Below are 12,015 nucleotides of genomic sequence, written 5' to 3'. Positions count from 1 at the left end.
GAAACAGGCGATCATCGCCTGCACCAGGAAGCTCCTGACCATTCTCAACGCCATGGTCAGAGACGACAAGGAATGGCAGCCTATGATCACATAACAAACACGGTTGCTTCGAGACGGACCTGGCGGTCCTCCTCAGGATGACGCTGTTTGGTGTGGCATTTGTCTAGTTTGCGGCCGGCGCCCCTACCCCGAGACGACCTCGACATCGACCTCGATAACCTTGGCGAGCTGGCTGGCGCGTTTGCGCAGGCGGTCGCCGTCGAGGCTCGCGAGGTCCTTGCCAAGTACCAGCGACAGGCCGGAACCGGTCCTGGTGATACCGACCTTGGGCAAAAGGCCGGCAATCGACGCGCTCAGCAGAGATGCCACCCGCAAGGTCGCCCCTAGAACCTTGGCGCGGATGCGCAGACGATCGGTGAAAAGTTCGCGGATTACCGGTGACAGGTCGCCTTCGCGCAGCCCTTGATGGCGGTAGAACACGGCGGCCGCCAAATATGCGCGGCTGGCATGGTCAAGCCCGACAAAGGAGGCGTTGGAGATGATGTTGAGGCTCTGCTCGCCGCGATAGTCCGGATGGGCGCGCCAGCCAATGTCCGCCAGCAGACAGGCCGCATGGCGCAGCCGTGTCTCATTGGCGGTTTCCTCGATCCCGAGTTCCTTGAACAGCGTGTCCGTCCAGACGATCAGCTCCTCGGCATGGTCCGGCGAGCGGGCGCGCAAGGTGCAAAGTTCGCGTGCGGCCTCGATCACTGGGTCATGATCCTGCATGTCCACGGTCAGTTTTTCATGCAGCAGACCTTCGCGCACGCCGGTTGCTGAAAACACAAGGCGTTCGGCCTTCATCGAGGTCAGCACCTGTTCCAGCACGACCGCTCCCATCGGCACCAGCGGACGGCGCTGCTTGGAGACGACCTCGGCCATCTCGATGCCCTCCAGGTTGGGCACCGCGATCTTGCGGCAGAACTCGATCGCCTCATCTGCGGCGATCTCGTAATTGTGCATTACGTGGAGCGGATAGTTGTTCTGGAACAGATGCAGCCGGCCAAGCGAGCGCCAGGTGCCGCCGACCGCATAAAAGGTCCGTTCTCCCGGCACCAGATCCGGCCAGTCGAAATCCTTCAACGCCGCTTCTGTCAATTTCTGAGCCTTGGCGATCTTGCCGTCCGCCTCCTCGGAAAGACGCAAGCCGCCGAGCGGAAAGGTCGCGCCCTGTTTCGGCGCCTTGTCGGCGATCTCAACCAGTTCCAGGCTGCCGCCGCCCAGGTCGCCGACAATGCCGCGCGGCTGCCAGAACCCGGCGATCACGCCAAGTGCGGAATAATAGGCTTCCTCGCTGCCGTCCAGAATGCGCACCGGAGCCTGAAGGGATTTCTCGACCTGACGCACGAACTGAGGCCCGTTGTCGGCGTCCCGTGCCGCCGCTGTTGCGACAATGTAAAGCTCCTGACAGCCGGTGTGATCGATCAGCGCCTTGAACCTTGCCAACTCTCCGAGCGCCAGGCCAACCGACTCGTCCGCCAGCCGTCCCGTTGCGGCAACACCCCGGCCAAGCCCGGCGAGCAGTTTTTCGTTGAACAGCATGGTCGGCGTGCGCGCCTTGCGCTCGTAAATCACGAGGCGTACGGAGTTCGAGCCGATGTCCACAACCGCGATCGGTCCGGACCCGTTGAGCCGGCCGCGTGCCGGCTTGAATTTCCCAGCCATGCTAACCTCGTTTTTGCCGTTCCAGGAACGGCCTCGGGCGATCACTCTTCAACGACTTGCCCCGGCCCGATAGTGACGGGTTTGTCATGAAATACTGGTGCGCGTTGAACGGCTCTTCGTTGGCGCCCGGCTCGATGCGCTCATGGCTGCCATCGGACAGAATGCGCCAGCTCTGCTGGTTGTCCTTGAGATTGGCGACCATGATCTGGTCGAGCACCTGTTCGTGCACTGTCGGCGTCAGCAGAGGCGACAGCACCTCAACGCGCCGGTCGATGTTGCGCGGCATCAGGTCGGCGGAACCGATATAGACATGGGCCTCCGGAGACGGCAGGCCCTGGCCGTTGCCGAAGCAGAAGATGCGCGAATGTTCCAGGAAACGGCCGACGATGGATTTCACCCGGATGTTGTCCGACAGGCCGGCAATCCCCGGACGCAGGCAGCAGATGCCGCGGATCACCAGGTCGATCTGCACACCTGCCTGGCTGGCCCGGTAGAGCGCGTCGATGATTTCGGGATCGACCAGCGAGTTCATCTTCATCCAGATCTGCGCCGGACGCCCTGCCCTTGCGTGCTCGATCTCCGCCTCGGTCATCTCCAGCATGCGCTGGCGCAGATTGACCGGCGAGACCATCAGATTGTTGAGTTCCGCCGGCCGGGCATAGCCTGTGATGAAGTTGAACACCCGGGCGGCATCTTCCGCGATCCCTGGATCGTCGGTGAAGAAGGAAAGATCTTCATAGATGCGCGCGGTAATCGGGTGATAATTGCCAGTGCCGATGTGGCAATAGGTTTTTAGCAGGCCATGCTCGCGCTTGATCACCATGGAAAGCTTGGAGTGGGTTTTCAGCTCGATGAAGCCGAACACCACCTGGACCCCGGCCCGTTCCAGGTCGCGTGCCCACTTGATGTTGGCCTCTTCGTCGAACCGGGCCTTGAGCTCAACCAGCGCGGTAACCGATTTTCCGGCTTCAGCGGCTTCTGCAAGCGCCTTGACGATCGGCGAGTTGTTTGAGGTGCGATAAAGCGTCTGCTTGATGGCGACCACATCCGGATCGCGCGCGGCCTGGCGCAGATACTGGACCACCACATCAAAAGATTCATAGGGGTGGTGGACGACGATGTCCTTTTGATGGATCGCCGCCAGGCAGTCCCCGCCATGTTCGCGGATACGCTCCGGAAACCGCGCCGTATAGGGTTCGAATTTCAGGTCCGGGCGCTCCTGATCGACAACCTGCGACAGGTTGTTGAGGGCCAGCAATCCATTGGCAAGAAAGATTTCGCCTTCGCTGACACCAAGCGCATCGGCCACGAATTCCCGCAAGGCAGGCGGAGTCGTTTCCTGGATTTCCAGGCGGATCACCGAGCCGCGGCGGCGGCGCTTCAACGCGCTTTCGAACAGGCGCACCAGATCTTCGGCTTCTTCCTCGATTTCCAGATCGCTGTCACGGATCACGCGGAAAGCGCCCTTGCCGCGGATCTCGTAACCAGGGAATAGCCGGCCAATGAACAGGCTAACCACTTTCTCGATGGCAATGAAGCGCGCGGCGCCGTCCTCGCCGTTCGGCAGCTGCACGAACCGGTCAACCTGGTTCGGGATCCTGAGCAGCGCGATCATGCCGCGCCCGCCGGAGGTCGGCACCAGTTCGAAAACGATGGAAAAGCCAAGATTGGGAATGAACGGGAACGGATGCGCCGGATCGATCGCGAGCGGTGTCAGAACCGGGAAGACGTATTTCAGGAAATAGTCCTGCAGCCAAGTCTTCTCGGACGCGTCGAGGGTATCGCCATGCAGGATCTCGATGCCCTTCTCGGCGACTTCCCGGCGCAACTCGACCCAAATTTTCTGTTGCGAGGCCTGCAGATCGCGCACGGCTTCACTGATCTTCTGCAGCTGCTCGGTTGGTGTCAGCCCGTCATCGGACAGATTGGTCACGTCGGCGCGCTGCTGGCCGCGCAGGCCGGCGACGCGAACCATGAAGAACTCGTCAAGATTGTTGGCCGAAATCGACAGGAACCGGACCCGTTCCAGAAGCGGATGATTGGGGTTCATCGCCTCTTCCAGGACCCGCAGATTGAACTGCAGCCAGGAGAGTTCCCGGTTCATGAACCGGGCCGGTGAACTCGCCAGATCGCCCTCTGGAACGAGATTGCTGTCTGTGGGCACGCCGTCAGTCGTCACTGTGGAAGCAGGTAAAATGTCCGAAAGATTTGGCGTCTCGTTCATGGCATCTTCCCCTTTGCCGGCGCGTATCCGGCCGCCAGCTGCCCTTTGCGGCCGGCCGACGGCCTGTCTAGACCGTGTTCCGCCGTCCCTAGCATGGACTCCCGGCCGCTCAAATGACAGTCCTGTGTCGGTCCGGCAGATTATTGACCTTTATGCACATTTTCCAAAACCCGGCCAGCCAGGGGTTTTGTAATCCTGACACGGCCGGCAAGGGCTTCCTGATCGATGGCTTCCACTGCTCTCAGCGCCACCTCCAGGGACCGTTCCATGCGCACGACCAAATAATCGACCACGCTGAGATCGATCGCGATCTGCCGGTCGGCGAACAGTTTCACCAGAACGCGGCGCAACAGATCGTCATCCGGCTCCAGGATCTCCACCGGTGTGGCGGCGCGCAGACGGGACATCAGGTCTGGCAGAGTGATCTTCCAGCTTGCCGGCCAGGTGCGGCTGGTGATCAAAATGGTCCTGCCAGCCTGCCGCGCCGCGTTGAGCAGGTGAAACAGCGCCGTGTTGTCGACGCCCCGATGGGCGTTTTCAATGACCGCAGCCGGTGCCGCGACAAGTGCCTCGACATCCGTTTCGCGCAGCTCCGGAGCAGCCATCATCGCGGCACCGGTTTCGTCCTGAAAGGCCTTGACCAGATGGGTCTTGCCGGAACCGACCGGACCGGCCAGCACCACCACCGGCGACGGCCAGTCGGGCCAGCGTTCCAGCAATTCAAAGGCGGCCCGGTTGGAGGCGCCAACCAGAAAATCGTCGCGGCTCAGCGCCGCTTCGTGGGGCAGATCTAACGGTAGCTGGCGCGGAGGTTCCGCCATCATCTCACTCAGACACGTGTTCGTCGGGAGCCGCCACCGGGCGGCCCGTTCCCTTATAGACCGGGCTTGCCAGATACTGCTTCAAGGCAAAGCGCGCAAGCACGCCGATCATGGCGGCGGCCGGAACCGCGACCAGCATCCCCACAAATCCAAAGAGATATCCAAAGGCAAACAGGGCGAACATCAAGGTGACCGGATGCAGGCCCGTGCTCTCGCCGACGAGCTTGGGCTGAAGGATATTCCCTTCCAGAAACTGGCCAAAGGCAAAGATCGCGGCGACCGCCACAATCCAGGGCCAGTCAGGCCAGAACTGCACCAGCGCGACACCGATGGACAGGATCACACCGAGGCCGGCGCCGACAAAGGGGATAAAGCTGACAAGTCCCGCCGCCATGCCGATCAGAAGGCCGAAATTCAGACCCACCAACGCCAAAGCGACCGCGTAGAAAATCCCCAGGATGACGCAGACAGACACCTGGCCACGCACGAAACCGGCAACGGCCGCGTCCATTTCGCCCGCCAGGGCCCGGATTTCGTCCAGATGATCGCGCGGCAGCCAGCCGTCGATGCGCGCCACCATGTGGTCCCAGTCGAGCAGAAGATAGAAGGCGACGACGGGCGTAATCACGAACAGGGACAGGATGGAGAGCAAGGCCTGGCCACCGCTCCACAGTGACTGCGCCAATTTGCCGACAAAGGAGGCTCCCTGCCCGATCAGCTTCGACATGGAGGACTGCAGGTCTTCCGGGTTGATCCCGGCGACCGTTGCCAGATCCGCCGGAAAATAGTCCGACAACAGCGATTGCAGCTTGCGCACCAGATCCGGGAACTTGTCGAGAAACAGCGCCAGCTGGTTACCGAGCAGCGGCAGCAGAAGGATGAAGAACATAACCAGGATCAATATGAAGGCAAAGAGAATGGACAGGGTCGCCCACATACGTCCCATGCCCATCTTTTCCAGCCGGTCACAGACCGGGTCGAGCAGATAGGCCACCGCCATACCGGCCACGAACGGCAGCAGAACGCCTGAAAAAACATAGAGAAACACGCAGAGGACCGCGAGGGAGATCAGCCAGAACTGGACCTGACGGCGAAGGGTCATCGAAGGCGCTCCTAAAAACTCTCAAACAAAACTGCCCTGCAGATGGGCTTACCCGCCGGCAAAGGTCAAGTCCAGGGCAGGATAGTCTACGCCCGTTCGGTCCATTCCGGTCGAACCGTGCCTGATTTCTTGGCAGGCTCCCGTAAAGGGCCTGCAAAGCGTGGGTTATGCGGGCGAAGCTCTTGTTTTCCGCCGCGCCAGACTGTAAGCCGCGTTGGCACAGCCAACCGCACCAAGTCCTGGAGTGCCCCATGAGCGAATCCTCTGGATCCAACGGCCTCACCTATGCCGATGCCGGGGTCGATATCGACGCCGGAAACGAACTGGTGAACCGCATCAAGCCGCTGGTCAAAGCCACCTCGCGCCCGGGCGCCGACAGCGATATTGGCGGCTTTGGCGGCCTGTTCGATCTGAAAGGCGCCGGCTTTGAAGACCCGATCCTGGTTGCGGCCAATGACGGCGTCGGCACCAAGCTCAAGATCGCGATCGAGACCGGGCAGCATCGCACGGTCGGAATCGACCTCGTCGCCATGTGCGTCAACGATCTCGTGGTCCAGGGCGCCGAGCCCCTGTTCTTCCTCGACTATTTTGCCACCGGCGCACTGGATGTCGCGACCGCAACCGATGTGGTTGCCGGCATCGCCGACGGCTGCAAGATGTCCGGCGCGGCCCTGATCGGCGGCGAAACCGCTGAAATGCCGGGCATGTATGTGGAAGGCGACTACGATCTCGCCGGCTTCTCGGTCGGGGCCGTGGAACGCGGACAGATCCTGCCGCGCAGGGATGTGGCCGAAGGCGATGTGCTTCTCGGCCTTGCCTCGTCCGGTGTCCATTCCAACGGCTACAGCATGGTGCGCAAGATCATCGAGCTTGCCGGCCTGACCTGGTCCGATGCCGCGCCGTTTGCCGACGGCAAGACCCTCGGCGAAGCGCTGATGGAGCCGACCAAAATCTATGTCAAGCCGCTGCTGGCGGCGCTCAAGGCGACGTCCGGCATCAAGGCCCTCGCCCATATCACCGGTGGCGGCCTGCCGGAAAACCTGCCGCGCGTGCTGCCAAAGGACTGCTCGGCCCGGATCGATCTTTCCCGGATCAAGGCACCGGACGTCTTTGGTTGGCTCGCCCGGACCGGCGGTGTCGCCGAACCTGAAATGCTGCGCACTTTCAATTGCGGCATCGGCATGGTGGTGGTGGTTGCCGAGAACGAGGCCGAAGAGGTGATGCGCGTGCTTCAGGACCAGGGCGAAACCGTCACCGGCATCGGCCGCATCGAAGCTGCCGGCGAGACCCCGGTGATCTTCGACGGCAGCCTGGGCTTCGGCGCATGAGCCGCCGCAAGACGGCCATCCTGATTTCCGGACGCGGCAGCAACATGGGCGCGCTGATTTCGGCTGCCATGTCCCCCGACTATCCGGCCGAGATCGCGCTGGTTCTGTCCAACCGGCCGGACGCCAAGGGCCTGGAACGGGCCGCGGAGTTCGGCATCCCGACCGCTGTCGTCGACCACACGGACTTCTCCGAAGACCGGGAAGCCTTTGAGAGGCAGGTCGACGCCGTCCTGAAGGACCACAAGATCGAGATTGTGGCGCTTGCGGGCTTCATGCGCATCCTGACGCCGTTCCTGGTCAATGCCTGGGCGAACCGCATGATCAATATCCACCCTGCCCTGCTGCCTTCCTTCAAGGGTCTGGCGACCCACGAGCGGGCACTGGAAGAAGGTGTCAAACTGCACGGTGCCACCGTTCATTTCGTCTCGGCGGAAATGGACGACGGCCCGATCATCATCCAGGGTGCAGTGCCGGTGCTCGACCGCGACACGCCGGACGCGCTTGCCGCCCGGGTGCTTGAGGTGGAACACAAGATCTATCCCAAGGCGCTGGCACTGGTTGCCGGCGGCAAGGCCAAGGTCACCGGCGCACGCGTCACCAGCGGAGGCGACGACGCCGATGCCGGCGATCTCGTCTGGCCGTAAGGATTTCCACGTAGGCTTTCTGGCCCTCCGGCTGCTTTGCCGCGCACCGCAAGTCGCATAAGAAAGCGGCATGGTGCTCAATGTCCTGTCCGCGCTCGGCGGTGTCGGGCTCTTTCTGGTTGGCATGCTGCTTCTCACCGACGGCCTCAAGGCCCTCGCGGGACAGCGCATGCGTGATGTTCTGGCCAGATTTACCTCAACGCCGCTTTCCGGAGTTGCAACCGGCACGGTCGCGACCGCCATCGTGCAGTCCTCGAGCGCAATCACCGTGGCCGCCGTGGGCTTTGTTGCCTCCGGGCTGCTCACCTTTCCGCAATCGCTCGGCATCATTCTCGGCGCCAATATCGGCACGACGCTCACAGGCTGGCTGGTTGCCGTGCTCGGCTTCAAGATGGACCTCGGACAAATTGCCTTGCCTTTTGTGTTCCTGGGCGCGGTCCTTCGGCTGGCCTTCAGGGGCAAGACAGCCTTGGCCGGTCAGGCCCTGGCCGGGTTCTGCCTGATCTTTATCGGCATCGAGCACATGAAGGACGGTCTCGATGCCTTCAGCGGCCTGGTCTCGCCAACCGACTTTCCTTCCGACACATTGTTTGGCCGGCTGCAGCTGGTCTTCTTCGGCATCCTGATAACGCTGGTCACCCAATCCTCCAGTGCGGGTGTCGCCACGGCCCTTGCCGCGCTCGGTGCAGGGGCCATCAACTTTCCGCAGGCGGCGGCGCTTGTGATCGGCATGAATGTCGGCACGACTTTCACCGCGGTTCTTGCGACCTTCGGCGGCGGCACAATGGCGAGGCGCACCGGCGCGGCGCATGTTGTCTACAATGTCTTGACGGGGCTGATCGCGGTTCTCCTGCTCACACCGTTCAGCGAGCTGGTGGAAACCGTGGTAAACGGAGGCGGCAGTCGTGGTGGCGGAGACGGTCAGATCGCACTGGTTGCCTTTCACAGCCTGTTCAACATTGCCGGTGTCCTGCTGGTCCTGCCCTTCACCCGGCCGTTTGCACGGCTGATCGAGCTGATCATTCCGGAAAAAGGCACTCCGCTGACCCGCGCGCTCGATCCGCTGCTCTTAAGCGAACCGCGTACAGCGACCATTTTGGCGCGGCAGACCGTCGAAGATCTTACGGAAGACGTGATTTCGATCCTGCGGGCGCGACTGGCGCCGCCTGCGGCCCGGGAGGCGGACCCAGACACGCGCGATGCTGCCCAGGCGATTGCCGAAACCCGTGCCTATCTGGACAGGATCCCGTTGATTGCCAATGACACGGAACATGAGCAGCAGGTCAAGGGTCTCTACCACAGTCTGGATCATCTCGGACGGCTACTCTACCGGTGCAGCCAGACAGAACGCATCACCGAGCTTTTCAGGGACCATCGCCTCAACCGGCTCAAAAATCGGCTCGACAAAACGATCCGTCCCGCCGCCTACCGGGCCCCGTCACTGCCCCCGCCCGACCCAACAGACTGTGAACACCGCCTGGACCGGCTTCGCTCCCTGATGCGGCGGCAGCGCCGGCAGATGCGCGACAACCTGATCGCCCGCGCCGCGGCCAAGACCCTCCCTGAAAAGGCAGTCTGGTTGAAGCTGGATGCGCTGCGCTGGCTGCACCGTGTCGCGTATCACCTCTGGCGCCTGCAGGTGCATCGGAATGCCCTTTCCTCGGCCGATATTCCCGTTGCCTCGACGGAAGAAGAAGCCAGGCTCGACGTGGAACACGAATGACGGCCCGGCCGTTACCTTGTGCCGATCAGATCCATCGAGATCTCGCGCCCGAACAGTCTTTCGGCATTTCGGTAAGCGATCTTTTCAGCAACATCCCGCGGCAACTGCGCGAGCCAGGCCCGGTTCGAAGCCATGATTTGGGAATAGTTGTCCCATTGGCTGTTGACCCAGGTGTCGCTGCCGATCATCAGCCGGTCCTGGAAATCGAAGAGGATCCTTTCCCAGTCCGGATCGAGGGACGCACCATTTCCGGCAATGTCCCATTCCCGCAGGGACGTATCGGCCAGAATCCCGGGAAACTCGGACATGAGCGCATGGACGTCCACAGCCGGTGTGCTCAGACCGGCATGCGCCCAGATGATCTTCACGTCCGGGTCCAGCGCATAGAGCCAGCGCACCGGCTCCGGGCCGGAATGGACGTGAAGATGGATGTCCCGTTGCGTCGCCATATCGATGATCTTGCGGAACAGTGCTTCGTCGGAGGTGTCCAGCCGATGAATGTGGAATTCTCCGATGCCTTGATGCGGATATTTTTCCAGCCTGCCCTCCAGATAGGCGTCCATGCCGGTCATCTTGGTCCAGTTTCCGGAGCCGAAACCGCCGTGATAGGGGCGCAGCTCCGGAACGATCCGGTTCGGCGCATGTTCCAGCAGCATGATCGTGCCCTCGTCCGGCGTCGACGACACCAGCGCCATGGCGACGCCGTTGTGATCCATCAGTTCGATGACGCTCTTGACCGGATAGTGCTCCCAGGCCGGTTCCTTGTAATGCATATGGGCATCGAACAGGGGAACGTCCCGGATGGCATCGCCGATCGGTTCGTCGGCGGCAGCCGGCAGAAAAACGCTGGAAAGAGCCAGAACACCCGCCAATGTCCCGATCGATAGTTGCGGCGTTGGTTTGACCTTCATTTTCCAGTTCCCCCTCCTGCTTTCCATTCGACCTAAGGCAGACCATCGCAATGTCCAGCGCAGACGAAGGTCCGGAAACACCTGGAAACACCCTCATCCGCCAGAAATTGAATGTCCTTGTTCGACCCGTTGAATTGCCTGTGTTGTGGAAAATTCACAGTCGGGCGGCAAATAAGGGAAAACACGTTATGGTCGCCATTGGATACGGACCCGGTTTGGAGCTGACATGAGCGGATTGCTTGCCCTACTCGACGATGTTGCCGGAATTGCAAAGATTGCGGCCGCATCGGTGGACGATGTCGTCGGCCAGGCCGCCAAGGCAGGCGCCAAGGCGGCCGGCGCGGTCATCGACGATGCCGCCGTGACACCCAAATATGTCGCCGGTTTCTCGCCTGCCCGCGAAATTCCGATCGTCTGGAAAATCGCCAAGGGCTCGCTCAAGAACAAGCTGATCTTTCTGCTGCCGATCGGCCTCGCCCTGAACACCTTCCTGCCAGGCGTCATCACGCCGCTGCTGATGATCGGCGGCGCTTATCTCTGTTTTGAGGGCGCAGAGAAGATCTATCACATCTTCAAGCCGCACCATCACGATGCCGATGAACCCGAGGGGTTCGTTCCCGACCCGTTGCACCTGGAGAAACAGAAGGTTGCCGGCGCCATCAAGATCGACTTCATCCTGTCCGCCGAGATCATGACCATTGCACTCGCCGAAATTCCGGACGGCTCGATCTGGATGGAAGCTGCGACACTGGCCGTTGTCGCCATCGGCATCACCGTGATGGTCTACGGCTCAGTCGCCCTGATCGTGAAAGCCGACGATTTCGGCCTGCATCTGTCCAAGGAAGGCCACTTTGCCGCTACCCGCGCGCTGGGGCTTGGCATCGTCAAGGCCATGCCCGGTTTCATGAAGATCCTGATGATCGTCGGTACGGCGGCCATGTTATGGGTTGGCGGGTCCATCGTTTTGCATGGCGCGGATGTACTCGGCTACGGGCTGCTCTACCAGATCATCCACGACGCCGCCCACGGCGCGGCCCATGCGGTGCATCTGGCAGAAGGCTTTGTGACCTGGGCCGTGACCGCCGCCCTGGACGGCCTCTTCGGCCTGGCGCTTGGCCTGGTGCTGATCCCGGTGACGCAGAAGATCATTCTGCCAATTGCCGGGCTGTTCAAGCGGAACAAGGCGAGCGCGGGCGGGCATTGAGGCTGCTGAATTTTGCTATCAGACGATAGGTTAGTCTCCATAAGCAATAACTTGGTGCCTAGAAACGTTGCTCAGAAATCTGATTGTTGAGCAGATTCAGTTTCCAATACCAGGTTCATTTAAATAACTCATAATAGTAAGACAAAGTGAAATATAGAAATTTCGCAACAGCATTTACGCCAAGACAGCTAGCTTTTCTTGATAAAAATTTTAGGTTAAACGAAAAAGTCATAGAGCCAGATTCAAAAGTTTATGAGACTGGACAATAGGTTGCGAGTCTGCGTGTCATGACCCTGATGCTGGCGATGGTGACCCATGCGGTGGCGCTTTCGACGGATTTCTCCCAGTCCTTTG

At 61.1% G+C, this 12,015-nt stretch carries 9 protein-coding genes and 1 pseudogene; 4 read left to right on the top strand and 6 right to left on the bottom strand.

The genetic code is table 11. The features are described 5' to 3' along the window. Positions 1–183: 183 nt before the first annotated feature. From M0H32_RS29035 to M0H32_RS29020, 4 genes are all read right to left on the bottom strand, one after another. The gene (locus M0H32_RS29035; protein WP_248160219.1) at positions 184–1,704 is read right to left on the bottom strand and encodes a Ppx/GppA phosphatase family protein; all 1,521 of its coding nucleotides are present in this window, start codon (positions 1,702–1,704) and stop codon (positions 184–186) included. Between the two features lies 1 nt (position 1,705). Next, on the bottom strand, positions 1,706–3,808 hold the full coding sequence (locus M0H32_RS29030; protein ID WP_425607376.1) for an RNA degradosome polyphosphate kinase: 2,103 nt from the start codon (positions 3,806–3,808) through the stop codon (positions 1,706–1,708). 260 nt (positions 3,809–4,068) lie between these two features. Continuing rightward, entirely contained in the window at positions 4,069–4,749 is a 681-nt protein-coding gene (locus tag M0H32_RS29025) for a P-loop NTPase family protein (RefSeq protein ID WP_248160216.1), read from the bottom strand. 4 nt (positions 4,750–4,753) lie between these two features. Beyond that, positions 4,754–5,851, bottom strand: coding sequence for an AI-2E family transporter (locus tag M0H32_RS29020; RefSeq protein WP_248160215.1), 1,098 nt, complete (start codon positions 5,849–5,851; stop codon positions 4,754–4,756). Positions 5,852–6,102: 251 nt separating this feature from the next. Here M0H32_RS29020 and purM point away from each other — a divergent pair, with 251 nt between their 5' ends. The 3 genes from purM to M0H32_RS29005 all read left to right on the top strand — a co-directional run bounded on the left by purM (position 6,103) and on the right by M0H32_RS29005 (position 9,546). Then, the gene (gene purM / locus M0H32_RS29015) at positions 6,103–7,179 is read left to right on the top strand and encodes a phosphoribosylformylglycinamidine cyclo-ligase (protein WP_248160214.1); all 1,077 of its coding nucleotides are present in this window, start codon (positions 6,103–6,105) and stop codon (positions 7,177–7,179) included. Continuing rightward, the gene (gene purN, locus M0H32_RS29010; RefSeq protein WP_248160213.1) at positions 7,176–7,823 is read left to right on the top strand and encodes a phosphoribosylglycinamide formyltransferase; all 648 of its coding nucleotides are present in this window, start codon (positions 7,176–7,178) and stop codon (positions 7,821–7,823) included. The genes purM and purN overlap by 4 nt, the downstream gene beginning before the upstream one ends. 70 nt (positions 7,824–7,893) lie before the next feature. Then, positions 7,894–9,546 (top strand): Na/Pi cotransporter family protein, encoded by a 1,653-nt coding sequence (locus M0H32_RS29005; protein ID WP_248160212.1) that lies wholly within the window; start codon positions 7,894–7,896, stop codon positions 9,544–9,546. Between the two features lie 11 nt (positions 9,547–9,557). Here the strand turns inward: M0H32_RS29005 and M0H32_RS29000 are convergent, their stop codons facing one another. Next, positions 9,558–10,457: an amidohydrolase family protein gene (locus M0H32_RS29000; protein WP_248160211.1), complete on the bottom strand. Its 900-nt coding sequence runs from the start codon at positions 10,455–10,457 to the stop codon at positions 9,558–9,560. 226 nt (positions 10,458–10,683) lie between these two features. Between M0H32_RS29000 and M0H32_RS28995 the strand changes: the two genes are divergently transcribed. Beyond that, positions 10,684–11,661: a DUF808 domain-containing protein gene (locus M0H32_RS28995; RefSeq protein ID WP_248160209.1), complete on the top strand. Its 978-nt coding sequence runs from the start codon at positions 10,684–10,686 to the stop codon at positions 11,659–11,661. 250 nt (positions 11,662–11,911) lie between these two features. Here the strand turns inward: M0H32_RS28995 and M0H32_RS28990 are convergent. Further along, positions 11,912–12,015, bottom strand: a pseudogene (locus M0H32_RS28990) (IS5/IS1182 family transposase); the annotation flags it as partial.

The organism is Roseibium sediminicola (genome assembly GCF_023156505.1).
GTDB classification, from domain to species: domain Bacteria; phylum Pseudomonadota; class Alphaproteobacteria; order Rhizobiales; family Stappiaceae; genus Roseibium; species Roseibium sediminicola.
This window is presented reverse-complemented; position numbering and strand designations above follow the sequence as displayed.

Bases quoted from the DNA above. Each gene is read 5' to 3' on its own strand.
- M0H32_RS29035 (WP_248160219.1), bottom strand. From the start codon at position 1,704: ATGGCTGGGAAATTCAAGCCGGCACGCGGCCGGCTCAACGGGTCCGGA.
- M0H32_RS29030 (WP_425607376.1), bottom strand. From the start codon at position 3,808: ATGAACCGGGAACTCTCCTGGCTGCAGTTCAATCTGCGGGTCCTGGAA.
- M0H32_RS29025 (WP_248160216.1), bottom strand. From the start codon at position 4,749: ATGGCGGAACCTCCGCGCCAGCTACCGTTAGATCTGCCCCACGAAGCG.
- M0H32_RS29020 (WP_248160215.1), bottom strand. From the start codon at position 5,851: ATGACCCTTCGCCGTCAGGTCCAGTTCTGGCTGATCTCCCTCGCGGTC.
- purM (WP_248160214.1), top strand. From the start codon at position 6,103: ATGAGCGAATCCTCTGGATCCAACGGCCTCACCTATGCCGATGCCGGG.
- purN (WP_248160213.1), top strand. From the start codon at position 7,176: ATGAGCCGCCGCAAGACGGCCATCCTGATTTCCGGACGCGGCAGCAAC.
- M0H32_RS29005 (WP_248160212.1), top strand. From the start codon at position 7,894: ATGGTGCTCAATGTCCTGTCCGCGCTCGGCGGTGTCGGGCTCTTTCTG.
- M0H32_RS29000 (WP_248160211.1), bottom strand. From the start codon at position 10,457: ATGAAGGTCAAACCAACGCCGCAACTATCGATCGGGACATTGGCGGGT.
- M0H32_RS28995 (WP_248160209.1), top strand. From the start codon at position 10,684: ATGAGCGGATTGCTTGCCCTACTCGACGATGTTGCCGGAATTGCAAAG.